The sequence below is a fragment of the Streptomyces sp. NBC_01176 genome (genome assembly GCF_045039825.1).
Taxonomy (GTDB): domain Bacteria; phylum Actinomycetota; class Actinomycetes; order Streptomycetales; family Streptomycetaceae; genus Streptomyces.
The window spans coordinates 7,135,142-7,159,163 of sequence record NZ_CP108600.1; the positions used below are offsets into that span (position 1 = coordinate 7,135,142).

A 24,022-nucleotide genomic window follows, 5' to 3' on the forward strand; every position below is an offset into this window, starting at 1 on the left:
CAACTGGTCTTTCCGGCCCATAGATTCATGGTCATGACGACGAACACGAGCATGAGCGCGAGCACGAGCACGAACATGAGCGCGAGCACCGGTGCCGGTGCCGGCACGGAGCGTGCGGCGGGCGTCCCCGGGGGAACGGCGCCCGCGCCCGCCGTGGCCGGGCGTCCCCGCCTCGACCTCGCGAAGTCCGCCCCGAGGGTCTTCCGGGCCCTGATCGGCTTCGACGCGGCGGCCCGGGAGGGGCTCGACCCGGCCCTCGTCGAACTGATCCAGATCCGCTCCTCGCACCTCAACCACTGCGCGTACTGCCTTCACATGCACACCAACGACGCCCGCAAGGCCGGTGAGAGCGAGGACCGGCTGCACATGGTCGCGGTGTGGCGCGAGGCCGGCCACTTCTTCACCGAGCGGGAGCGCGCCGCCCTCGCCCTCACCGAGGCGGTCACCCTGGTCGCCGACGGCGGGGTCCCGGACGACGTCTACGCGCGGGCCGCCGCAGTCTTCGACGACCAGGAACTGGCCCACGTCCTCGCCCTGATCCTCACGATCAACACCTGGAACCGGGTCGCCCTGTCGACGGCGAAGGTCGCGGGGACGGACACCCGCTGAGGGGAGCCCCAGGGGCCGTGGCGGGACATCGGGGTGCGACTGGGAGAGCGCCATGTGCCGGTCGCGGGGCGGCCGTTGCGACGCGCCCGGGCCGTCGCGGGGCGGTCGTAGGGACGCGCTCGGGCCGTCGCGGGGCGGCCGTTGGGACGCGCTCGGGCCGTCGCGGGGCGGCCGTTGGGACGCGCCCGGGCCGTTGCGGGGCGGTCGTAGGGACGTGCCCAGGCCGTTGCGGGGCGGTCGTAGGGACGTGCCCAGGCCGTTGCGGGGCGGTCGTAGGGACGTGCCCGGGCCGTCGCGGGGCGGTCGTACGGGCCCGCCTACGCCGTCATGGGGCGGTCGTACGGGCCGATCGGCGCCGGCAGACTGGAGATTCCGGTCAGTGCGCGGTCCACCGCCGCCGCCACCGCGCGGCCCTCGGCGATCGCCCACACGATGAGGGACTGGCCACGGGCCGCGTCCCCGGCGGCGTACACCCGCGGAACATTGGTCGCGAAGCGCGCGTCGCGGGTGATCGTGCCGCGCGCGTCGAGGGCCAGCCCGAGCTGATCGATCAGACCGTCGTGCCGGTCCGGACCCGAGAAACCGAGGGCGAGCAGCACGAGGTCGGCCGGGAGGGTCCGGCCGGAACCCGGGACGGGGCGGCGCCCCGCGTCCACCTCGACCAGGTGCAGCGAGCGCACCCGTCCCCTGGCGTCCCCGGTGAAGTGGAGCGTGGACGCGGCGAAGAGCCGCGCGTCCGCGTGTGCCGCCGGTGCCGTCTCCAGGTCCCGGGCCTCCTCGTGCGCGGCCGAGAGACGGTAGATCTTCGGATAGGTGGGCCACGGTTCGACGTCGTGGTCGCGCTCCTCCTCCGGCTGCGGATAGATGTCGAGCTGGGTCACGGACGCCGCGCCCTCACGCACCGCCGTCCCCAGACAGTCCGCTCCCGTGTCGCCGCCGCCGACGATGACGACGTGCTTGCCGGCCGCGGACAGCGGCGAGACCTCCAGATCGCCCTCGCACACCCGGTCGGCGAACGGCAGATACTCCATCGCCTGATGGATTCCGCTCAACTCCCTTCCCTCCACGTCCAGTTCGCGCCAGGCCGTGGCGCCCGTGGCGAGCACGACGGCGTCGTAGCGCATCCGCAGCTCCGATGCCGTGAGGTCCTGGCCGATCGTCGTCGAGGTACGGAACTTGGTTCCCTCCGCCCGCATCTGCTCGAGCCGTCTCTCCAGGTGGCGCTTCTCCATCTTGAACGCGGGGATGCCGTACCGCAGCAGGCCGCCGATCCGGTCGGCCCGCTCATAGACGGCGACGGTGTGACCGGCCCGGGTCAACTGCTGGGCCGCCGCCAGCCCGGTGGGCCCCGATCCGACCACCGCGACCGTCCGCCCGGAGAGTCGCTCCGGTGGCCTCGGAGGCGTGAAGCCCTCCGCCCAGGCACGGTCGGCGATGGCCACCTCGACGTTCTTGATGGTGACCGCGGGCTGGTTGATCGCGAGGACACAGCCCGCCTCGCACGGCGCGGGGCACAACCGGCCGGTGAACTCGGGGAAGTTGTTCGTCGCGTGCAGCCGGTCGCTCGCCGCACGCCAGTCGTCGCGGGCGACGAGGTCGTTCCACTCGGGGATCAGGTTGCCGAGCGGACAGGCTTCGTGGCAGAAGGGGACTCCGCAGTCCATGCAGCGGTCGGCCTGGCGTCTGATGATCGGCAACAGCGCACCGGGGACGTACACCTCGTTCCAGTCCCGCACCCGCTCCTCGACGGGCCGGCGCGGATACTCCTCGCGCGGCGTGGTCATGAATCCCTTGGGATCGGCCATGGCCGTCCCCCTTGCGTGCGCATACCGTCACGGAGCCGCACGGGCGTCGGACGCCTTGGCCACGCCGTTCGGGCGGCACCCCTCTCCCGCCACGATACGACGCCTTCCCGGGCCCTGCCGCTCAGGTGACGGCCTTGCGAGCGCCCGGTCGGGAGCCGGCGCGCGGCTCGGCCGAGGGCGCCCCGCGTGTTCAGGTGAGAGCCAGCGTGTACGAGATCGCCGCGGCGGCCGACGCGACCGTGCGGACGTGGTTCCATCTCGTCCACCCGCGCACGTACGAGCGCCAGTGCACGGCGGTCTCCGGGCTGCCCGGGTCCATCTTCAGGAGCGCGTCGTTGCGCGGGACGTTCGCGACCACCGTCACCCCGAACGACCCGAACAGATACAGAGCGCTGCCGATCAGCAGCTCCACCGTCCCGTCCTCGGGCAGCAGCACGAAGGTGACCACACCGAGCACGGCGCACAGCCCGGCCGCCCCGACGAACAGCAGCATGAACGCCGGGCGGACCGCGGCCGTGTTGATCGCGTTCATCGCCGCCACCCCCTGGGCGGGCGGCAGCTCGGCCAGCCCCCGCATCACGAAGGCCGAGAACCCGCAGAACACCCCTGCCACCAGTCCGCAGCCGAGCACCCCCAGCACCGTCAGCACGAGATACGGCCCATCGATCATGACAACCCCCGCGTCGTCGTTCCCCGAAGCCAAAGATCCTGCATGGCGGCTCCCATCCCCACAAGTGAAATCCGTACCGGTGACCTCGACCATGGCCGAGGTGCCCGGACGCATGCGTGAGCGTCCACGAGCGAGTCACCACCGTCCCGCGCACACGGCACCGTCCCGCTACACGGCACCGTCCCGCTACACGGCACCGTCCCGCTACACGGCACCGTCCCGCTACACGGCACCGTCCCGCGCACACGGCACCGTCCCGCCTACACGGCACCGTCCCGCACACACGGCACTGTCCCGTGCACAGGGCACGGCACGCGGGGAAGGCCGCACGCGGGGAAGGCCACCGTCACGCGCCCGCCGTGACCTCGTCGCGCCACCCCTGGAGCCGCGCCTCCACGGCGGGCGCGATCCGCCGACGCGCCTCGTGCCGCGGCACGCCGCTCATCAGCAGCTGGTCGTACGGCGTGTCCACGTGCCGTACGGACGCACGGACCGCCGAGGCCACCGCGCCCTCGGACAGCGCGCGACCTGCCGCACTGCGCCCCACCCGTCCGCTCCCGCGCACCGAGGCGTGCGTGGCGATCTCCCGCGCCCGTTCGGCCGGACAGCCGGGGAACAGCCGGCGTATCTCCCACCCGAACGCGTCCGTGAACCGCTGGTCCTCGGCCTCTCGGCGTCGCGCGTCCCGCGCACGGCGCCGGCGCCGCGCCTCGGCGTCCTCCAGACACCACTCCTCGGCCCGGGCGAGCGCCGCCTCCTCGACGAGGACACCCTGCCGCTCGTACCGACTCTGCCGCCGGTTGAACCGGACCACCACCGCCCACAGGGCACTGCCTTCCCGTGATCTCCGCGTCAGAGCCGTGTCGCCGCGCGGCAGGAACACCAGATGACCCAGGTCCGCGCAGTCCACACAGCGCGGCAATCCCTCCTCCAGCACCAGTAGGGTCAGCGGTCCGGTCCGGCACTCGGCACAGTGCCGTTTCCTGAGCGGCTGGATGACGAGAAGTCCGCCGCGGGACGGAGGAGTCGCGATCGGTGCCATATACAGTTCATTCCCCTGCCGCGCCCGGGACCCACGCCACGGCAGGCCGTCTCTCCCGCGGGCCCTCGACCACGGGGCCCGGCCCGCTCCCGCCTTCCCGGCTCGCGCCCGCATTCCCGTCCCCCTCCCCGGCCCGCTCCTGCCTTCCGTCCGCCTCCCCGGCTCGCTCCCGCCTTCCCGTCCGCCTCCCGGGCCCGCGAGTGCGATCCCCGGGCGCGGCATCATGGGCCTGTGCGACTCGAAGCGATCACCTGGGAACGGCTCGGCGACCTCCTCGCCGAGCGTCTGCTCGACCTGAAGCCCGAGGACGGCAGTCCCTGGCCGCGGATCGCCTTCGACGGAGCCCCGGCCGCCCGCCCCGGCGAGCTCGCGCACCGTGTCTCCGAGGCGCTGCGGATACGCGGCCGGTCCTCGCTCGTCGTCGGCGCCCAGGACTTCCTGCGGCCCGCGTCGCTCCGCTTCGAATACGGCCACGAGGACGTCGACGCCTACTACGACGGCTGGTTCGACACCGGCGCGCTGTGGCGCGAGGTCTTCGGTCCCCTCGACCCCGGCGGGAACGGCCGCGTCCTGCCCGACCTGTGGGACCCGGTCACCGACCGCGCCACCCGCAGCTCCTACGTCCAACTCCCGCCCGGCGGGCTGCTCCTGTTCCATGGCCCCTTCCTGCTGCGGCACTGGTTCCCGTTCGACCTGAGCGTCCATGTCCTCCTCTCCCCGGGCGCCCTGAGCCGCCGTACGCCGGAGCCCGAGCACTGGACCCTCCCCGCCTTCCGGCGTTACGAGACGGAAGTGGCTCCGGGCACCGTGGCCGACGTGCTGGTCCGCGCGGACGATCCGCGCCACCCGGCCTGGAACGGCTGACGGCACGGCCGGCAGCGCCCTGACGGTGCCGGTTCGTTCACCCGCCCCTGCCGATCGTGTGTGCCGACCCTCCTGGCAAGGACTTCCGGGTGCACATCCCCCGGGACGCGGCAAGAATGAGGGCGCCGGGACTAGCGGTGTGTTCCGCGCCGCGCCGGCCGTCCGGCACCGGGAGGTACTTCATGACCACTGCCGGAGACATCATGCACCGTGGTGCCCAGTGGATCCCCGCCCACGAAACCCTTGACCGCGCCTCTCAGCTGATGCGCGAACTGAACGTGGGCGCGTTGCCCATCAGTGACGAGAACGAACGGCTCTGCGGCATCCTCACGGACCGCGACATCGTCGTCGGCTGTGTGGCCATGGGCCACGATCCGGCCCAGATCACCGCGGGCGAGATGGCCCGGGGCACCCCGCGCTGGATCGAGTCGCAGGCTGACGTCGGCGAGGTGCTCCAGGAGATGAAGGGACACCAGATCCGCCGGCTTCCCGTGATCGAGAACAAGCGCCTGGTCGGCATGATCAGCGAAGCCGATCTGGCCCAGCACCTGACGGACGATCAGTTGGCCGGCTGGGTCGAGAGCGTCTACGCGTCGAGCATGACCCGCTGACCGTACGGAGTCTTCCCGTCACGCTTCTCGTCCGGTCGGCCGTACCGGGCGAGAAGCGCGTCAGAGCCAGCCGTTGCGCCGGAACCCCCGGTACAGGACCAGGCAACCCACGGTGATCAGGCTTATGACGATGGGGTAGCCGAACCGCCAGTGCAGCTCCGGCATGTTGTCGAAGTTCATGCCGTACACCCCGCAGACCATCGTCGGAACGGCGATGACCGCCGCCCACGCCGTGATCTTCCGCATGTCCTCGTTCTGCGCCACGGTGACCTGTGCCAGATGCGCCTGCAGGATCGAGTTGAGCAGTTCGTCGAACGCGGCTATCTGCTCGGTGACCCTGATCAGATGGTCGGAGACGTCCCGGAAGTACGCCTGTATCTCGGGATCGACCACCCGGATCGGCCGGGTGGCGAGCTCCTGGACGGGGCGGGCGAGCGGGACCACGGCACGCTTCAGCTCCAGGAGTTCACGCTTGAGCTGGTAGATGCGGCCCGCGTCGGCCCGTGCGCCGTTCTCGGCGAACACATCGGCCTCGACCGCGTCGATGTCCTCCTGGACCGAGTCCGTGACATGGACGTAGTCGTCGACCACGTGGTCCGCGATCGCGTGCAGGACCGCGGCCGGCCCCTTGGCGAGCTGGCGATGGTCGGCCTCCAGCTCCTCGCGCAGCGGCCCCAGCGAGCCGTGTCGTCCGTGCCGCACGGTGATCACGAAGTCGGAACCGACGAAGACCATGATCTCGCCGGTGTGCACCACCTCACTCGTCGCCGTCAGTTCTTTGTGCTCGACGTAACAGACGGTCTTGAACACCGCGAACAGCGTCTCGCCGTACCGCTCCAGCTTCGGGCGCTGATGTGCCTCCACCGCGTCCTCGACGGCCAGCGGGTGCAGGTCGAAGAGGTCGGCGAGGCCGGCGAACTCCCGGTCGGTCGGCTCGTGCAGTCCGAGCCAGACGAAGCCCTCGTCGCTCTTGCGGATGCGCTCCACGGTATCGACCAGATCGCGGCCGCCCGGAACCCTGACGCCGTCGCGGTAGGCCACGCAGTTGACCACGGCGGAGCCCAGCGGCGACCGGGCGGGGTGACTCAGGTCCACGCGGACGCGTCGCCTGGCCAGTCCCGCCACCTTGCGCAGGCCACCGGCCCTGCCGAGGCTCGTGACCTTCCGCAGATTCCCTGCCATGGACATCAGGACCCCCTTGCGTGGATCTTCCCGCGCCGCACTCCGCGCCTTCGCCCGCCAGTCTGCCAGGCACGTTCGATCTCCGGGAAAGCCTGTGGGAACGGAATACTCCACTTCGCTTCCGAGAGATCGGGAAGCGTCGCCGATTCCGGACAAGGGGGGCAACTGGGATGATCCCTGCATGACGCGAACCGACGAGTATCTCCTCGACAACCAGCAGACCGAGGCGGGACAGCGCTTCGAGGCCTTCGCCACCCTCTTCGACCCCACGACGTTCCGGCACATCGAGCGCCTCGGCATCGGGCCCGGCTGGCGCTGCTGGGAGGTCGGCGCGGGCGGCACGTCAGTGGTGTCCTGGCTCGCCAAGAAGGTCGGCCCGACCGGAAAGGTCGTCGCGACCGACATCGACACGTCCTGGGCGGCCCCGGCGGCCCGAACGTCGGTCGAGGTCCGGGTGCACGACGTGGCCGCGGAGGAACCGCCGGGGGAGGGCTTCGACCTCGTGCACGCACGGCTCGTCCTGGTCCATGTGCCGGACAGGGAGCGGGCGTTGCGGTCGATGATCAAGGCGCTGCGGCCCGGCGGCCGGCTTCTCCTCGAGGACGCCGACCCGGCGCTGCAGCCCCTGCTCTGCCCCGACGAGCACGGCCCCGAGCAACAACTCGCCAACCGGCTGCGCCAGGGCTTCCGCAAGCTGCTCGCCGAGCGCGGCGCCGACCTCGCCTACGGCCGCAAACTCCCGCGCCTGCTGCGTGAGGCGGGGCTGCGCGAGGTGGAGGCCGACGCGTACTTCCCCGTCACCTCGCCCGCCTGCGCCGCCCTCGAGACCGCGACGGTCCGCCAGATCGGCGAGCAGCTCGTCACCGCGGGCCTCGCCACCCCGGAGGACATCGAGGCTCACCTGGCCAACGTGGCCACCGGCTCGATGGATCTGGCGACGGCGCCCATGATCTCGGCGTGGGGGCGCAAGTAGGCAGCGCGGGTGAGGGACTACCGGGCCGGGGGCGCCGCTTCCGGCCTTCCTCCGACCCGCTCCACCGCCATCGCTCCCGCCCCGCACCCGTGCACCGCCGCCACCTCGGGTTCGGCGCCCGCGAGCAGGGCGGCGAGGAACGCGCCGGTGAACGCGTCCCCGGCGCCCGTGGTGTCCCGGGCCGTCGCGGGCGCCGCCGGAACGTGTGCCCGTACGGTGCCCGAGCGGGCCACGAGGGCGCCGTCGCCGCCCAGTTTCGCGACGACCAGCGGAATACGGCGGCTCAACTCAGCCGCCGCGTCCGCCGGATCGGGCAGACCGGTCAGCAGGCACGCCTCGTCGCGGCTGGGCAGCAGCAGGTCGACGTCCTCGGCGAGCGCGAGGAAACGGTCCACGCCCAGCTTCGCGAGGAAGCCCGCCGACGCCGGGTCCAGACTGACCGGTACGCCCCGGGCGCGTGCCGACTCCAGGGCCGCCGAGGCCAGGGCCCGGCTCGGTTCGGAGAAGAACAGATAACCCGACAGATGCAGCCGCGCGACACCGTCGAGCAGCGTGGACGACCAGTCGCCGGGATCGAGCCGCAGCGAGGCCCCGCTGTCCGTGAGGAACGTCCGCTCGGCCGAGGCGCCCTGGTCCACCAGACAGATCACCGTCCCGGTCGGCGCCTCGGGATCGACGACGAGCAGGGGACGTACACCGCAGGCCGACAGCTCGCGTTCGTGCCAGGCGGCGGCGTCCGCGCCCACCCGGCCCAGCAGCCGTACGTCCGGGCAGCCCCGGTGAGCCGCCCAGCAGGCGACGTTGGCGCCGGCTCCACCCGGCAGGGTGCGGACCGCGGCGGCCGTGTCGGTGCCTGCCGCGAGCGGCCCTCGATGCCGGGCGACCACGTCCGTGATCACGTCACCGACGACGAGCAGCGCCCCGGGGACATCCGGGCGGGGCCCCACGCCCTGCCGCGCCCCACTCCGCGTACCTCTACCCGTACCGGCCGTGCCGGACTCGTCGGCCCGGTCGACCCGGTCGACCCGGGGGCGGCGGCCGACGTCCGGGCCCGGGGCGCCGCGTTCCGTTCCGCTCACGTCCGGGTCCAGGCCGCCGCGTTCCGTTCCGCTCACGCCCCGGCCCAGGCCGCCGCGATCCGTCCCGCGAGTCGTACGTTGCCCCGTACCGCCGCCAGATTGGCGCTGAGCGACGCGCCGTCGGTGTGCCGCACCAGGTGGTCGAGCAGGAACGGCGTCACGGCCTGCCCGGTCACGCCCTCGGCCGCGCACGCGCGCAGCGCGTCGGCGAGCACGCGCGCGTGGAGCCCCGGATCGAGCTGCTCCTCCTCGGGGACGGGGTTCGCGACGATCAGCGCCGATTCCGGTCCGTCCAGCGCGTCCTGCGCGCGCATGACATCCGCCACCTGACCGGGAGAGTCCAGCGTCCAGTCCACGGGATGACCGGAGTCGGACAGATAGAAGCCGGGGAAGTGGTCGGTGCCGTACCCGGCCACCGCGACACCCAGCGTCTCCAGGCGCTGCAACGTCGCGGGCACGTCGAGGATCGACTTCACGCCCGCGCACACGACCGTGATCCGGGTACGCGCCAGCAGGCCCAGGTCGGCCGACTCGTCCTGCGTCGTCGTCCACTCCCGGTGCACACCGCCGAGCCCGCCCGTCGCGAACACCCGTACGCCCGCGAGGGCGGCCAGCAGCGCCGTCGCGGACACGGTCGTCGCCCCGCTCGCGCCCGTCGCCACCGCAAGCGGCAGATCGCGGTGCCCGAGCTTGCGGATGCCGTCCTCGTTCGCGACCCGCTCCAACTGCTCCTTGTCCAGTCCGACCTGAGGACGCCCGTCCAGCACGGCGATCGTCGCGGGTACGGCACCCTCCCGCCGTACGACGTCCTCCAGTTCCAGCGCGACCTGCAGATTGCGCGGACGCGGCAGCCCGTGCGCGATGATCGTCGACTCCAGGGCCACCACCGGCCGGCGCGCGTCGAGCGCCTCCCGCACCTCTTCGGACACCACGATCACGCGCCTGCCTCCTGTCTGTCGGCCTACCTCATCTCTGGCGGGCGGCGCGCCCGGTCAAACCCTTGCGAGCCGAGGCCCACGGCACCAGCCTGGGGGCATGACGGACAACTCGCCACGTCTCGACCATGTCGTTCTCTGGGTACGCGATCCGGTCGCGTCCGCCGACTTCTACGAGAGGTCGGTCGGCCTGGAGCCCCTGAGGGTCACCGAATACGCCGCGGGGAAGGAACCGTTCCCCTCCGTACGCCTCAACGAGGAGACCATTTTCGATCTCGCGCCGCTGCCTCTGGCGGCGTACATGAACATGGTCCCCGGAGGCGCGGCCAGTGCGGGCCACCCCGTCAACCACGTATGCCTGTCCTTGGGCGGAGACGATTTCGACGCTCTGCGGGCGCGTCTGGAGGAGCGGTCCGTCCCCGTCTCGGGCTTCTCCTACGACTCGTTCGGCGCCCGCGGCCTGGCCAAGCGCAGCTTCTACTTCCGTGACCCGGACGGGAACGTCTTCGAGGCGCGGCACTACGAGTAGAACGGGAGAGCGGCACCACGAGTAGAACGGGAGGGGTGCTTCCCGGACTCGGGGAAGCACCCCTCTCGTGCGCTTCGCGTCAGACACGCGTGTCGGGTCAGACAGGCCGTACGCCGGCGAGTGCCCCGTGCGGATCGAGCACGTACTTGCGGCTGGCGCCCTGGTCGAACTCGGCGTAGCCGCGCGGGGCGTCCTCCAGGCCGATCACGGTCGCGTTGACCGCCTTGGCGATGTGCACCCGTTCGTGCAGGATCGCCTGCATCAGCCCCCGGTGGTACCGCATCACCGGGCACTGTCCCGTGCTGAGGCGATGGCTCTTCGCCCACCCCAGACCGAGCCGCACCTTCAGCGTCCCGGTCCGCGCGTCCTGGTCGATCCCGCCGGGGTCGTCCGTGACGTACAGCCCGGGGATGCCGAGCGCCCCACCCGCGCGCGTGATGCCCATCAGCGAGTTGAGGACGGTCGCGGGCGCCTCCTCGGCGTCCGGGCCGTGCCCGCGTGCCTCGAAGCCGACCGCGTCGACGGCCGCGTCGACCTCGGGTTCGCCGAGGATCTGCGCGATCTGGTCCTCCACCCGGCCCTCGGAGACGTCCACCGTCTCGCAGCCGAAACTCCGGGCCTGGGCGAGGCGTTCCGCGTTGAGGTCTCCGACGATGACGACGGCGGCGCCCAGGAGCTGCGCCGACGCGGCCGCTGCCAGACCGACCGGCCCCGCCCCGGCGACGTACACCGTCGAACCGACCCCGGCGCCCGCGGTGACCGCGCCGTGGAAGCCGGTCGGGAAGATGTCCGACAGCATGGTCAGGTCGAGGAGCTTCTCGCGCGCCTGGTCGCGGTCGGGGAACTTCAGCAGGTTGAAGTCCGCGTACGGGACCATGGCGTACTGGGCCTGGCCTCCGACCCAGCCGCCCATGTCGACATAACCGTAGGCGGCCCCCGGCCGGGCCGGATTGACGTTCAGACAGATGCCGGTCCTGCGCTCCTTGCAGTTGCGGCACCGGCCGCAGGCGATGTTGAACGGTACCGAGACGATGTCCCCGACCTCGATGAACTCGACGTCCGGACCGCGTTCCAGCACCTCTCCGGTGATTTCGTGTCCGAGGACCAGCCCCTCGGGCGCGGTCGTACGGCCCCGCACCATGTGCTGGTCACTGCCACAGATGTTGCTGGCGAGCACCTTGAGAATGACCCCGTGCCGGCACTTGCGACCGACGTTCTCGGAGGCCACTCCCGGCCCGTCCTGCAGTTCAAGCGTCGGATGGTCGATGGTCCTGACCTCCACCGCACCCGGCTTGAGATAAGCGACTGCCCTGTTTCCGCTCTCGCTCATGCGTGATCGCCGTCCCTTCGGCCCCCGTGTCTTCGGATGCCAGCGGCTGTGCGCAGGGCGGAGTCTGCTACCGGTCACGCGTTCCGACCACCCTCCGCGCGACGCCTTTCTCGAATGCCCCTAAGGTGACCGCTCATGACCGAGAACAGCCAGGCCACCCCGTCCTTCGCCGTCCACATCCCCGACGCCGAGCTCGAACCGGAGCCGCTCGACCCGGAGCAGATCGTCTCCGGCACCCCGGTCGTGACCGGCAAGGTGCTGTGGGAGTCGGCCGACGGCAAGCAGCTGCGCGGCATCTGGCAGATCACCCCCGGCGTGGTGACCGACACCGAGGCGAACGAGCTCTTCGTCGTCGTCAGCGGCCGCGCCACGATCGAGATCGAGGGTGGCGGTCTCATCGAGGTGGGCCCGGGCGACGCGGCGATCCTGCGCGAGGGCGACCGTACGACGTGGACCGTGCACGAGACGCTCCGCAAGGCCTACCACATCAGCCTGTAGCCTCCGGTTGCTTCAGCCCGGCGCCTTCTCCCCGCCGGCTGCCCCGGAGTTCCTGTCCCTAGCCCAGCGCCGTGGGCCCCTGGCCCGCGGTGTCCTGGAGGCCTTCGGAGGGTCGGTCGTGCCTTCCACGGGTGAAGAGCGCCAGCCCGCCCAGGGGGAGCAGCAGGCACGCGGCGACGAGGTTCAACCAGCCGTAACTCGCCTCCGCGACGATGAGACCGGCGGTCGCCCCACCCACACCGGCCGCCGCGTTCATGGTCAGGTCGGAGACCCCCTGCGCGGCGGCCCGCGCGGCCTGGGGCACGGAGTCCGTGAGGAGCGCCGACCCGGACACCAGCCCGGACGACCAGCCCAGGCCCAGGACGAAGAGCCCCGCGGCGGTCTGTCCGTGGCTGCCGCCCGCCGTGCCCGCGAGCAGTGCCGCGCAGGCGAGCAGACCCCCGGCGAGCGCTATTCCGGAGAGACGCCCGTAGCGGTCGGAGAGCCGTCCCATGAGGGGCGAGAACGCGTACATGCCCGCGATGTGCGCGCTGATCACCAGCCCGATCAGATCGATGCTCGCCCCGTGGTGCCCGAGGTCGACGGGGGTCATCGACATGATCGAGACCATCGCGGTGTGCGACACGGCCACGGTCACGAGGGCCAGCCGGGCCCGTGGCGAGGCGGCGACGGCGGCGAAACCGGCTCGGATCGACCGAGCGTCGGCGGACCGCTCCTCGGCCGGCGCGAGCGCCCGGGCGGTCAGCAGCGGATCGGGCCGCAGCAGGACGGCCACCAGCAGCGCCGAGAGCAGGAAGACCCCGGCCGCCCAGAGGAACGGCCCGGCCGCCTGCGGTATCCCGAGCCCGGCCACGCTGCGTCCCGCGGGCGCGGCGATGTTGGGCCCGAGCACCGCACCGATCGTGGTGGCCCACACCACGTTCGAGATGGCGCGGGCACGCCGCTGGGGTTCGGCCAGGTCGGCGGCCGCGAACCGCGCCTGGAGGTTCGCCGACGAGGCCGCGCCGAACCCCGCCATGCCGAGCAGCAGCAGAGGGAAGCTCCCGACGCACGCGGCGATCACGACGAGGCAGGCCCCCGACGCGCCGATGAGATACGCCAGTACGAGCCCGGGCCGACGCCCGCGTGCGGTCATCAGCGCGGCCAGCGGCACGGAGAGCACCGCTGTGCCGGTGACCGTCGCGGTGGGCGCGAGACCGGACAGCGACTCGGTTCCGCTGACCTGTTTGGCCAGGACGGTGGCGAGCGCGATGCCGGTGGCGACACCGAGCCCGCCGAGGATCTGGCCCGCGATCAGTACGCCGGTGATACGGCGCCGCAGCGCCGGTATCCCCTCGATGTCCACGGGCACGGCAGCCTGCCGCCCGACGGCGGTCACCGCGAACACCCGCATGTCAAACAAGTGGAACGAGCGGAGCAGGCGGAAGCGGAGCAGGCGGAAGCGGAGTACGCGGAGGCGGAGCCGGCGTCTGCGGGGCACGCGACGGAGGGGTATGCGGCCACGGGGCGTGCGGATGCGGTGGAACGGGCTCGGGTCACCGGCGCAGTCTCCAATCCGCGCCGCGTGCGAACAAGGGGGAGCACGCGGGGGTGGCGCGCAGGCTGCCTCTGCCGGCGTCGGCGCACCCCGCCGTGCGGGCGACGGCTTCAGGGCGGCCGCTCAGGACCTCCGCTCCTGGTCCCCGCTCCTCGTCCCCGCTTCAGAACAGCGGTTCCGGCAGCACCCCTTCCAGCGCCAGCAGCTTCCGCTTCGTCTCCAGTCCGCCCCCGAAGCCTCCGATGCCGCCGTCGCTCTCCACGACCCGGTGGCACGGCACGACGACCGGCAACGGGTTCGAGCCCATCGCCACGCCTACCGCCTGCGCCGCGCCCGGCTGGCCCACCCGCCGGGCGAGGTCTCCGTAGCCCACGACCGCGCCGTACGCGACGCCGGACTCCAGCTCCCGCAGCACCTGGCGGTTGAACCCGGAGATGAGCGACCAGTCCAGCGGCAGCTCGAAGTCACGTCGCTCACCCGCGAAGTACGCCCCGACCTGGCGTATCGCCTCGGCCAGGAGCGGGGAGGCGGGTGCCTCGACCGGCTGGGTGCCCAGGCGCGCGGCGAGCCGCTCGAGCGCCCGGTCGCGGACCGTGTCCGTGGCGTGGAACACCACGTTCACCAGGCCGTCGTCCGTCGCGGCCAGCAGCAGCGGACCGATGTCCGTGCCGACGACGCTCCACACGACCCGATGCTCGTCCTGCCCATGGCTGTTCATGAGATCCACCGTACGGCGCGCCACTGACAACGCCCGGGGTCCGGACGCGGTCCGGACGCGGCACGCACCAGCCGGCGTGCGTGCCGCGTCCGACGCGGGCCCCCGGGAGCGGTTCAGCTCTCCTGCAGCGCGCTGCGGACCACGTCGGGCTTGTTCGTGATGACGCCGTCCACGCCGTAGCCGGACAGGCGCTGGGCGGTGTCCGCGTCGTCGACGGTCCAGACGAAGACCCCCATCGGCTTGCCGTGCGGTCCCTTGAAGGCATGGACCGTGGCGACGTATCCGGAGGTGAGGGAGGTGGTGTCCGGGTTGATCAGGTCGGCGAACCGCGCGTACTCGCGCAACTGCGCGTACGACGGCTTGCCCAGGAAAGCCGTCGTGATCCCGGGACGCAGATCGTGGACCGTCCGCACGCTCTCCGCGCTGAAGCTCTGGACGACCAGCCGGTGCCGGAGGTGCTCCTGGTCGAGCCAGCCCTCGTTGCTCAGCAGCTTGAGGGTCTCCCGCTCGATGCCCGGATAGAGGTCGGGGTTCTTGATCTCCAGGACGAGCTTCTGGTGATTGTGCGAGACCCGCTCCATGTACTGCCTCAGCGTCGGCACGCGCGTACCGACGTACCGGCGGCCGAACCAGCTGCCCGCGTCGAGCCGTGCGATCTCCGCGGCGGTGAAGTCCTTGACCTTCCAGGGAGCGCGGCGGGGATAGACCTTCTTGACATTGGTCGTGCGCGTCAGTGTGGCGTCGTGGAGGACGACGAGTTGGCCGTCCTTGGTGCGCTGGACGTCGTTCTCGACCCAGTCGAAACCCATCGCGGCGGCCTTGTCGATGGAGGCCAGGGTGTTCTCGGGCGCGTGGGCGGAGGCGCCGCGGTGCGCGACGATCACGACCCCGCCGTCCGGGGAGCCGGCCCGCCCGTGCGGAGCGGGCAGTATCGAGGCGGTCCCCCCGAGAAGCACGGTGCCCCCGATGAGCGCTGTGGTCGTGGCGGCGGCAACGCGCGCGTGCATACGTACTCCTCGCGTCGATCGATCACGTACAGCTCAAGAGTGACAGCAGAGGGTGACACATGGGGGAGATGCGCCGCGCGCGCATCGAATGGAGTTCACCAAGTCCGCGCACCGGCAACGCACAAGTGCGGTGAGATCGTGATTCTTTGCCGGAAAATCGTTCGACCATTCCGGTGGGGGTCATACTCTCTGCCTCACCCCCGGCCGTTGACGCGCCTGGAGAGTGGGGGCGTTTCTGGGATTTCTGGTGCAAAAGGGCGGGAAGGACAGCCGTACATGCAGGGCACGATCGACGGCTTCAGCTACGGACTCGTCACACCGGTGGCGGCGTTCCTCATGGCCTGCCTGGGTGGAGCGCTCGGCCTGCGGTGCACCACCAGATCGATGCTCATCACCCGTTCCTGGCGGGCCGGCTGGCTCGCGCTCGGCTCGGCCGCGATCGGGTCGGGCATCTGGACCATGCACTTCATCGCGATGATGGGGTTCTCCGTCGAGGAGACCCCGATCCACTACGACAGGCCCACGACGTTCGCGAGCCTGGGCGTGGCCATCGTGATGGTCGGCGTCGGGATCTTCATCGTGGGCTACCGCGGCGCCACCGGGACGGCACTGTTCACCGGGGGCACCCTCACCGGTCTGGGCGTCGCCTCCATGCACTACCTGGGCATGGCCGGCATGCGCCTGAACGGCAAGTTGGAGTACAACACGCTCACCGTCGCCGCCTCGGTCGTCATAGCCGTCGTCGCCGCCATCACCGCCCTGTGGGCGGCGGGCCAGGTCCGGGGATTCCTCTGGAGCGTGGGCGCCAGTCTCGTCATGGGGCTGGCTGTCAGCGGCATGCACTACACGGGTATGGCCGCCCTCAGCGTCCATCTCCACCACACCTCCGGCACCCCCGCGGGTGACTCGGCCACCACCTTGCTCGCGCCGATGATGATCGGCCCGCTGGTCTTCCTCTGTCTGGCCGGTGCCGTCGTGCTGTTCGACCCGCTGATGGTGATGGGAAAGCCGGACCGGGCCCCCGTGGAGCGCAGGCCCGGCATTCCGGCCCACTCGAGCGGTCCCCGTCCCGGCCACCGGCCGCCGCGGCATCCCGGTCACGACCGTGCGCACCGGAGCGTACGGACCCCGCAGAGCCGGTGACCGGGTCCCGTTGTCAGTGCGGGGTCGTACGGTGGAACCCATGCGGCCCGTATCAAAGATCGAACGTTCGGTGGCGCCCTTCGAGGTCGTCAGCCCCTACCAGCCGAGCGGTGACCAGCCGGCGGCCATCGCGGAGCTGGAAAAGCGCGTCCGCGCTGGTGAGAAGGACGTCGTCCTGCTGGGCGCGACCGGCACCGGCAAGTCCGCCACCACCGCGTGGATGATCGAGAAGCTCCAGCGCCCCACGCTCGTCATGGCCCCGAACAAGACGCTGGCCGCGCAGCTGGCCAACGAGTTCCGCGAGCTGCTCCCGAACAACGCGGTCGAGTACTTCGTCTCGTACTACGACTACTACCAGCCCGAGGCCTACGTCCCCCAGTCGGACACCTACATCGAGAAGGACTCCTCGATCAACGAGGAGGTCGAGCGACTGCGCCACTCCGCGACCAACTCGCTGCTCACCCGACGCGATGTCGTGGTCGTCGCCTCGGTCTCCTGCATCTACGGCCTCGGAACGCCGCAGGAATACGTCGACCGGATGGTCAGCCTCAAGGTCGGCGACGAGATCGACCGCGACGACCTGCTGCGCCGCTTCGTCGACATCCAGTACACCCGTAACGACGTGGCGTTCGCCCGCGGTACCTTCCGGGTCCGCGGCGACACCATCGAGATCTTCCCGGTCTACGAGGAGCTCGCCGTCCGCATCGAGATGTTCGGCGACGAGATCGAGGCGCTCTCCACGCTGCACCCGCTCACCGGCGAGGTCATCAGCGACGACGAACAGATCTACGTGTTCCCGGCGACCCACTACGTGGCGGGTCCCGAGCGCATGGAGCGCGCCGTCAACGACATCGAGAAGGAGCTCGGGGAGCGTCTCGCCGAGCTGGAGAAGCAGGGCAAGCTCCTGGAGGCCCAGCGGCTGCGCATGCGCACCACGTACGACCTCGAGATGCTGCGCCAGATCGGCTCGTGCTCCGGCGTGGAGAACTACTCGATGCACTTCGACGGACGCGAGCCCGGATCCCCGCCGAACACGCTCATCGACTACTTCCCGGACGACTTCCTGCTCGTCATCGACGAGTCGCACAACACGGTGCCGCAGATCGGTGCCATGTACGAAGGCGACGCCTCCCGCAAGCGCACGCTCGTCGACCACGGCTTCCGGCTGCCCTCCGCCCTGGACAACCGCCCGCTGAAGTGGGAGGAGTTCCAGGAGCGCATCGGACAGACCGTCTATCTGTCGGCGACCCCGGGCAAGTACGAACTCTCCCGCGCGGACGGGTACGTGGAACAGATCATCCGGCCCACGGGTCTGATCGACCCCGAGGTCGTCGTCAAGCCCACCGAGGGCCAGATCGACGACCTGGTGCACGAGATCCGCAAGCGCACCGAGAAGGACGAACGCGTCCTGGTCACCACACTCACCAAGAAGATGGCCGAGGACCTCACCGACTACTTCCTGGAACTCGGCATCCAGGTGCGCTATCTGCACAGCGACGTCGACACCCTGCGCCGCGTCGAGCTGCTGCGCGAGCTGCGCGCGGGCGAGTTCGACGTCCTGGTCGGCATCAACCTGCTGCGAGAGGGCCTCGACCTGCCCGAGGTGTCCCTGGTGTCGATCCTCGACGCCGACAAGGAGGGCTTCCTGCGCTCGGGCACCTCCCTGATCCAGACCATCGGCCGCGCGGCGCGCAATGTCTCCGGCCAGGTCCACATGTACGCCGACCGGATCACCCCGGCGATGGAGAAGGCCATCGAGGAGACCAACAGGCGGCGCGAGAAGCAGGTCGCGTACAACGAGGAGAGGGGCCTCGACCCGCAGCCCCTCCGCAAGAAGATCAACGACATCGTGGCGCAGATCGCCCGCGAGGACGTCGACACGGAGCAGCTGCTCGGCTCGGGCTACCGCAAGGCGAAGGACGGCAAGGGAGCCAAGGCCCCGGTGCCCTCGCTCGGTGGCAAGGCGGCCAAGTCCGCCAAGAGTGCCGCGAAGACCCCGACCGACCGCCCCGCGGCCGAGCTCGCCGGGCAGATCGAGGAGATGACGGAGCGCATGCGGGCCGCCGCGGCGGACCTCCAGTTCGAGATCGCGGCCCGACTGCGCGACGAGGTGTCGGAGATGAAGAAGGAACTGCGTCAGATGAGGGAGGCGGGCCTGGCCTGACGCCCCTTCGACCGCGTCGGACCTCGGCGGATACGCGCTGTGTTGCAAGACCGACACAAAGCGCGCCGCGGGGTTCGGCACTGTCGGTGGCGCTGCGTAGGGTTCTGGTCATCCGCGGATTCCGCGGCAACAGGGGACAGTCCGAGAGGGGATCAGCGCGTGACGGTCAACATGACCAAGGGTCAGGCCATCAGTCTGCAGAAGAACGACGGGGGCACCCTGACCGCGGTGCGCATGGGGCTCGGCTGGCAGGCGGCACCCCGGCGCGGCCTGTTCGGCTCGCGCACCAGGGAGATCGACCTCGACGCCTCCGCCGTGCTGTTCGCGGACAAGCAGCCCGTCGACGTGGTGTTCTTCCGTCACCTCGTCAGCGACGACGGCTCCGTGCGGCACACCGGTGACAATGTGGTCGGCGGAGTGGGCCAGGGCGGGGACGACGAAGCGATCCTCGTCGACCTGCAGCGCCTCCCGGTCCACATCGACCAGATCGTCTTCACCGTGAACTCCTTCACGGGTCAGACGTTCCAGGAGGTGCAGAACGCGTTCTGCCGTCTGGTCGACGAGACCAACGGCCAGGAGCTCGCCCGCTACACGCTCGCGGGCGGCGGCCAGTACACCGCCCAGATCATGGCGAAGGTGCACCGCTCCGGCCCGGGCTGGCAGATGACGGCCCTCGGCACCCCGGCCAACGGCCGTACCTTCCAGGACCTGATGCCCGCGATCCTGCCGCACCTGTAGGCAGCCCGACCGTAGGCACGAAGCGACACAGGGGGACAAGGCGATGACGGCCGAGCTGGTCCGGGGGCAGAACCACCCGCTCTCCCAGGTCCGTCTTGAAGTCCGTGTATCGGCCGGCCGCCCGGTCGTGGCCGGTGCCACGCTCAGTGACGAGCAGGGCACGGTCCGGGGCGCCGAATGGGTGGCGCACCCGGGCGCGCCCACCCTTCCCGGGCTGGAGGTCTCCAAGCAGGCGGCGGCGGACCACCGTCTCGCGTTCGATCTCGACGCCCTGCCAGGGACCGTGCACCGGGTCAGCGTGCTGCTCGCGCTGCCGGCCGGCGCCGGTCCGGTCCGGTTCGGTGCCGTGGCCGCCCCGTTCGTCGCCGTGACCGGACTCGACGGCTCCGAGGTCGCCAGCTACACCATCACCGGCCTGGACACGGAGTCGGCCGTCGTCGCGCTCGAGCTCTACCGCAGACAAGGCGCCTGGAAGGTGCGCGCGGTCGGCCAGGGATACGCGGGCGGCCTCGCCGAACTTCTCACCGACCAGGGGCTGCCCGAGGCCCGCCGGCTCGCGGACAGCATCAACGAGGCGGTGGCACAGGGGCTGGCCCGCTCGGTGCCGGCGCCCTCGCCCCGTACTCCGGACACGGACCGCTCACGACACGCGGCCGCCTCGGCGCCGGGACCGGATCAGCCGTACGCCGGACCGCAGGGCGCCTCCGGGACCGTGCCGCCGCTCCAGACCCCGTCCTCGTCCCCGTACGACACGCCCGGTGGTCAGGGAGCCGCCGTGCCGCAGCCGGGGTACCAGGGCGGCACCGCACAGCCCGATCCCTCCGCGGTCGGCATCCCCTCCGGACCCGCCACCGGCCCGGTCGACTACAGCCACCCCGGCAGGCGGACCTCGGCGCCGCCCACGCCCCCGCCAACCGCACCGCCGGCCCCGCCCGGACAGCCGGCGCGGCCCGTCGCGGGCGACGCGACCGGCTGGTCCATGGAGGAACGCCTCTACAACCAGGTGTGGGGGATGTTCGAGGACCTGGCCCGCACCACGGCCGCCTATCGCAGTGCCGTCGACTTCGCCGACTCGCGCATGGAGCAGGAACTCGACAAGGCCCTGTCCGACCCGCGCAGCCGGATCGGCGGCCAGAGCGACGCCGCCCGCGAGGCCGCCCAGGCCAAGCACGCCGACCTCGTCGACCAGGCCCGCGCGGCGCTCGACCGGGACCTCGCCCAGCTCGCCGCCGAGGCCGACGTCGTCGAGCCCGCGCTGCCCGCGGCGTACGCACGCTGGGACAACCCGGTCTGGCACGGCTACCGGGTGCCCATGGAGATCCCCATGGCCGTGCGCCTCGGCGACCTCCATCTGCCCGAGAGCGAGGAGCTGAGCATCCCGATGCTGGTCCGGCTGCCGCTGGAGCGCGGTCTGTGGATCGACAGCGGACGAGCCACTCTGGAGGACTCGCTCGCTGACTCCGACGAGCTGCGCCGGCTCGCGATGGACACGGCGGTGGCGAACGCCGCGCGGCTGCTCGCCGTCTATCCCGCGGGCGAGTTCACGGTGCACGTCATCGACCCGGCCGGTTCCGCGGCCTCGTCCCTCGCACCGCTGGTGCGTTCCGGGGTGCTGGACGGACCGCCCGCCGCGGGCGCCACGGGTGTGGCCGACGTCCTGACCCGGCTCACCCAGCGTGTGGACCTGGTGCAGATGGCGGTCCGCGGCGGAGTCGCCGACTCGTTGCCGCCCGGCCTCGACACCGCGGAGCAGTTGCTGATCGTCAACGACTTCCCGCACGGCTTCGACGACCGCGCCGTGACCCAACTGCGCTATCTCGCGGACGAGGGGCCGGCCGTCGGCGTGCATCTGATGCTGGTGGCCGACCGGGAGGACGCCGCCGGCTACGGGCCCCTGTTGGACCCTTTGTGGCGCGGGCTGCTGCGGCTCACGCCGGTGCCCGACGACCATCTCGCCGACCCGTGGGTCGGTCACGCCTGGACGTACGAGCCCGCGCTCGTCCCGCCGGGCAGCCAGGTGCTCCAGCAGGTGCTGTCCCAGGTCGCGGAGGCCCGCCGCCCGTGGAACCGCTGACCCTTCGAAGCGCTTCACCAAGCATCAGTAAAGTGCCCTGACCAGCGGACTTGGTACTTCTTTTACTAATCCCTTTACCTTCACTTGGTAATTCGGGTACTCTCGTTCTCACGGAGGGGAGTACTCCCTACCTGCTGCGGCGTACCCGTCAATACGGATCTGGCCAGATCCCGGGGCGCCGGCCCGTGACCGGAAGGCGCACCACGCGCCCCACCGGACACGGGTGGAAGAGACCTCCGGTAGCGACGACGCTGAAATCTGCCGTTACGTACTGCCGGAGGCGCAGTGAATGTTTCCTTGACCCTCTGGGTCCTCACGATCTTGGGCCTTGCCGCCCTCGTCGCGGTCGACTTCTTCATCGGCCGCAAACCGCACGACGTCTCGATCAAGGAAGCCGGAATCTGGACGCTCGTCTGGATCGCTCTGGCCGGACTGTTCGGGCTGGGACTGCTCGTCTTCTCCGGCGGCCAGCCGGCCGGCGAGTTCTTCGCGGGCTTCATCACCGAGAAGTCGCTGAGCGTGGACAACCTCTTCGTCTTCGTCCTGATCATGGCGAAGTTCGCGGTGCCCTCGCAGTACCAGCAGCGCGTGCTCCTCGTCGGTGTGCTCATAGCACTCGTCCTGCGCGCGATCTTCATCGCCGCGGGCGCCGCGATCATCGCGAACTTCGCGTGGGTCTTCTACATCTTCGGCGCGTTCCTCATCTACACGGCCTGGAAGCTGATCCAGGAGGCCCGGGCCGACGAGGACGAGGAGGAGTTCGAGGAGAACCGCCTGCTCAAGGCCGCGGAGAAGCGCTTCGGTGTGGCCGACCGCTACCACGGCACCAAGCTGTGGATCCAGCAGAACGGCAAGCGCGTCATGACGCCGATGCTGGTCGTGATGCTCGCGATCGGCACCACGGACGTGCTCTTCGCGCTGGACTCCATCCCCGCGATCTTCGGCCTGACCCAGGACCCGTACATCGTCTTCACCGCCAACGCGTTCGCGCTGATGGGTCTGCGTCAGCTGTACTTCCTGATCGGCGGTCTGCTGAAGAAGCTGGTCCACCTCTCCTACGGTCTGTCGGTTATCCTCGGCTTCATCGGCGTCAAGCTCGTGCTGCACGCGCTCCACGAGTCCGGCGTCCACGTCCCCGAGATATCCATCCCGGTCTCGCTCGGCGTCATCTGCGCGGTCCTGGTCGTCACGACGATCACCAGCCTGACGGCCACGAGGAAGCGGACGGCGCGGGAGAACGCCGAAGGCACTCAGAAGGACAGCATCGACGTCTGACCGCCCCGGGCGCACGAACAGGCATCCCGGGACGGTTGCGCGGTGAACTGCCGCGCAGCCCTCCCGGGGCTTCCGGTCGTCGGGGGCGGCGCGCCATCGGAATGCGGGGGCCGCCCGCGCCTGCGACGATCGCTGCATGATCGTTCCGCTCCGGTCACTCCTGACACGGTGGACGGCCGTCGTGCCCGTCGTCGCGGTGGTCCTGCTCGTCCTCACCTGGGGGCGCAGCCTGCCCGGCGCGATGGTCGCGCTGGTGACCCTGGTCCTCGCCGGGGCGGTGCTGGCAGCCGTCCACCACGCGGAGGTGGTGGCGCACCGGGTCGGTGAGCCCTTCGGCTCCCTCGTGCTCGCCGTCGCGGTCACGATCATCGAGGTGGCCCTGATCGTCACCCTGATGGCGGACGGCGGCGCCAAGAGCTCGACCCTCGCCCGCGACACGGTGTTCGCGGCCGTGATGATCACCTGTAACGGCATCGTGGGGGTGTGTCTGCTCGTCGCCTCCCTGCGCCACGGGCTCGCCGTCTTCAACGCCGAGGGCACCGGCGCCGCCCTGGCGACTGTCGCGACGCTCGCGACACTGAGCCTGGTCTTCCCGACCTTCACCACCAGCAAGCCGGGCCCCGAGTTCTCCACGGCCCAGCTCACCTTCGCCGCGCTCGCCTCACTCGTCCTGTACGGCTTGTTCGTGGCGACCCAGACCGTGCGGCACCGCGACTACTTCCTGCCGATCACCCGCCAGGGCCAGGTGATCGACGTGGACGAGCACGCGGACGCCCCGTCCGCCCGCGCCGCGAGGATCAGTCTGGGGCTGCTCGCCCTCGCGCTCGTGGGCGTGGTCGGTCTGGCCAAGGGCGTCTCGCCCACCATCGAGTCAGGTGTGGAGGCGGCCGGCATGCCGCAGTCCGTGGTCGGCGTGATCATCGCACTGCTCGTGCTGCTCCCCGAGACCATCGCCGCGCTCCGGTCGGCCCGTCGCGACCGCGTGCAGACCAGTCTCAACCTGGCCCTCGGCTCCGCGATGGCGAGCATCGGCCTGACGATCCCCGCGGTCGCGCTGGCGTCCGTCTGGCTCTCCGGGCCGCTGGTCCTCGGCCTCGGCGCCACCCATATGGTGCTGCTCGTGCTGACCGTGGTCGTGAGCTCCCTGACGGTCGTCCCGGGGCGCGCCACGCCTCTCCAGGGAGGCGTCCATCTGGTGCTGTTCGCGGCCTACCTGGAACTGGCGGTCAACCCCTAGAC

The 24,022-nt window shown here is 71.0% G+C and carries 22 protein-coding genes; 12 read left to right on the forward strand and 10 right to left on the reverse strand.

The window, feature by feature from the left end; genetic code table 11:
- The first annotated feature begins 27 nt into the window (after positions 1-27).
- Positions 28-609 (forward strand): carboxymuconolactone decarboxylase family protein, encoded by a 582-nt coding sequence (locus OG199_RS30875; RefSeq protein WP_405832229.1) that lies wholly within the window; start codon positions 28-30, stop codon positions 607-609.
- Between the two features lie 317 nt (positions 610-926).
- Here OG199_RS30875 and OG199_RS30880 read toward each other — a convergent pair whose 3' ends face one another.
- From OG199_RS30880 to OG199_RS30890, 3 genes are all read right to left on the reverse strand, one after another.
- Positions 927-2,414, reverse strand: a complete 1,488-nt coding sequence (locus OG199_RS30880; RefSeq protein ID WP_356803355.1) for a glutamate synthase subunit beta — start codon at positions 2,412-2,414, stop codon at positions 927-929.
- 190 nt (positions 2,415-2,604) lie between these two features.
- Positions 2,605-3,084: an anthrone oxygenase family protein gene (locus tag OG199_RS30885; protein ID WP_356803353.1), complete on the reverse strand. Its 480-nt coding sequence runs from the start codon at positions 3,082-3,084 to the stop codon at positions 2,605-2,607.
- Between the two features lie 346 nt (positions 3,085-3,430).
- Entirely contained in the window at positions 3,431-4,126 is a 696-nt protein-coding gene (locus tag OG199_RS30890; RefSeq protein WP_405832232.1) for a DUF2293 domain-containing protein, read from the reverse strand.
- Between the two features lie 231 nt (positions 4,127-4,357).
- On the opposite strand from OG199_RS30890, the gene OG199_RS30895 reads away from it, so the two are divergent.
- Both OG199_RS30895 and OG199_RS30900 read left to right on the forward strand, forming a co-directional pair.
- The gene (locus OG199_RS30895) at positions 4,358-4,990 is read left to right on the forward strand and encodes a uridine kinase (RefSeq protein ID WP_356803350.1); all 633 of its coding nucleotides are present in this window, start codon (positions 4,358-4,360) and stop codon (positions 4,988-4,990) included.
- Positions 4,991-5,172: 182 nt separating this feature from the next.
- Complete coding sequence (locus tag OG199_RS30900; RefSeq protein WP_405832234.1) at positions 5,173-5,601, forward strand: CBS domain-containing protein; 429 nt, start codon at positions 5,173-5,175, stop codon at positions 5,599-5,601.
- A 60-nt stretch (positions 5,602-5,661) separates the two neighbouring features.
- Here OG199_RS30900 and corA read toward each other — a convergent pair whose 3' ends face one another.
- Positions 5,662-6,789 (reverse strand): magnesium/cobalt transporter CorA, encoded by a 1,128-nt coding sequence (gene corA, locus OG199_RS30905; RefSeq protein ID WP_356803347.1) that lies wholly within the window; start codon positions 6,787-6,789, stop codon positions 5,662-5,664.
- A 175-nt stretch (positions 6,790-6,964) separates the two neighbouring features.
- On the opposite strand from corA, the gene OG199_RS30910 reads away from it, so the two are divergent.
- Entirely contained in the window at positions 6,965-7,756 is a 792-nt protein-coding gene (locus OG199_RS30910; RefSeq protein ID WP_356803345.1) for a methyltransferase domain-containing protein, read from the forward strand.
- A 17-nt stretch (positions 7,757-7,773) separates the two neighbouring features.
- Here OG199_RS30910 and OG199_RS30915 read toward each other — a convergent pair whose 3' ends face one another.
- Together OG199_RS30915 and OG199_RS30920 are read right to left on the reverse strand one after the other, a co-directional pair.
- On the reverse strand, positions 7,774-8,703 hold the full coding sequence (locus OG199_RS30915) for a PfkB family carbohydrate kinase (protein ID WP_356803371.1): 930 nt from the start codon (positions 8,701-8,703) through the stop codon (positions 7,774-7,776).
- A gap of 164 nt (positions 8,704-8,867) precedes the next feature.
- The gene (locus tag OG199_RS30920) at positions 8,868-9,773 is read right to left on the reverse strand and encodes a pseudouridine-5'-phosphate glycosidase (RefSeq protein WP_356803343.1); all 906 of its coding nucleotides are present in this window, start codon (positions 9,771-9,773) and stop codon (positions 8,868-8,870) included.
- Positions 9,774-9,870: 97 nt separating this feature from the next.
- Between OG199_RS30920 and OG199_RS30925 the strand changes: the two genes are divergently transcribed.
- Entirely contained in the window at positions 9,871-10,299 is a 429-nt protein-coding gene (locus OG199_RS30925) for a VOC family protein (RefSeq protein ID WP_405832236.1), read from the forward strand.
- A gap of 97 nt (positions 10,300-10,396) precedes the next feature.
- On the opposite strand, the gene fdhA is transcribed toward OG199_RS30925, so the two are convergent.
- Positions 10,397-11,629 (reverse strand): formaldehyde dehydrogenase, glutathione-independent, encoded by a 1,233-nt coding sequence (gene fdhA, locus OG199_RS30930; protein WP_401798501.1) that lies wholly within the window; start codon positions 11,627-11,629, stop codon positions 10,397-10,399.
- Between the two features lie 135 nt (positions 11,630-11,764).
- On the opposite strand from fdhA, the gene OG199_RS30935 reads away from it, so the two are divergent.
- Positions 11,765-12,127, forward strand: coding sequence for a cupin domain-containing protein (locus OG199_RS30935; RefSeq protein ID WP_356803339.1), 363 nt, complete (start codon positions 11,765-11,767; stop codon positions 12,125-12,127).
- A gap of 58 nt (positions 12,128-12,185) precedes the next feature.
- On the opposite strand, the gene OG199_RS30940 is transcribed toward OG199_RS30935, so the two are convergent.
- The 3 genes from OG199_RS30940 to OG199_RS30950 form a co-directional block, all read right to left on the reverse strand.
- Positions 12,186-13,520, reverse strand: coding sequence for an MFS transporter (locus tag OG199_RS30940; protein ID WP_405832239.1), 1,335 nt, complete (start codon positions 13,518-13,520; stop codon positions 12,186-12,188).
- Positions 13,521-13,827: 307 nt separating this feature from the next.
- Entirely contained in the window at positions 13,828-14,382 is a 555-nt protein-coding gene (locus tag OG199_RS30945; RefSeq protein WP_405832241.1) for a methylated-DNA--[protein]-cysteine S-methyltransferase, read from the reverse strand.
- A gap of 113 nt (positions 14,383-14,495) precedes the next feature.
- On the reverse strand, positions 14,496-15,389 hold the full coding sequence (locus OG199_RS30950) for a glycerophosphodiester phosphodiesterase family protein (protein WP_356803336.1): 894 nt from the start codon (positions 15,387-15,389) through the stop codon (positions 14,496-14,498).
- A 276-nt stretch (positions 15,390-15,665) separates the two neighbouring features.
- Here OG199_RS30950 and OG199_RS30955 point away from each other — a divergent pair, with 276 nt between their 5' ends.
- The 6 genes from OG199_RS30955 to OG199_RS30980 all read left to right on the forward strand — a co-directional run bounded on the left by OG199_RS30955 (position 15,666) and on the right by OG199_RS30980 (position 24,020).
- Positions 15,666-16,532, forward strand: coding sequence for an MHYT domain-containing protein (locus OG199_RS30955; protein ID WP_405832243.1), 867 nt, complete (start codon positions 15,666-15,668; stop codon positions 16,530-16,532).
- Positions 16,533-16,572: 40 nt separating this feature from the next.
- Entirely contained in the window at positions 16,573-18,696 is a 2,124-nt protein-coding gene (gene uvrB, locus OG199_RS30960; RefSeq protein WP_401798495.1) for an excinuclease ABC subunit UvrB, read from the forward strand.
- Between the two features lie 159 nt (positions 18,697-18,855).
- Complete coding sequence (locus OG199_RS30965) at positions 18,856-19,434, forward strand: TerD family protein (RefSeq protein ID WP_351718665.1); 579 nt, start codon at positions 18,856-18,858, stop codon at positions 19,432-19,434.
- Positions 19,435-19,477: 43 nt separating this feature from the next.
- Positions 19,478-21,508: a TerD family protein gene (locus OG199_RS30970; RefSeq protein WP_405832246.1), complete on the forward strand. Its 2,031-nt coding sequence runs from the start codon at positions 19,478-19,480 to the stop codon at positions 21,506-21,508.
- A 285-nt stretch (positions 21,509-21,793) separates the two neighbouring features.
- Positions 21,794-22,783, forward strand: coding sequence for a TerC/Alx family metal homeostasis membrane protein (locus OG199_RS30975; RefSeq protein WP_356800120.1), 990 nt, complete (start codon positions 21,794-21,796; stop codon positions 22,781-22,783).
- Positions 22,784-22,919: 136 nt separating this feature from the next.
- Positions 22,920-24,020, forward strand: coding sequence for a calcium:proton antiporter (locus tag OG199_RS30980; protein ID WP_405832248.1), 1,101 nt, complete (start codon positions 22,920-22,922; stop codon positions 24,018-24,020).
- Positions 24,021-24,022 lie beyond the last annotated feature (2 nt).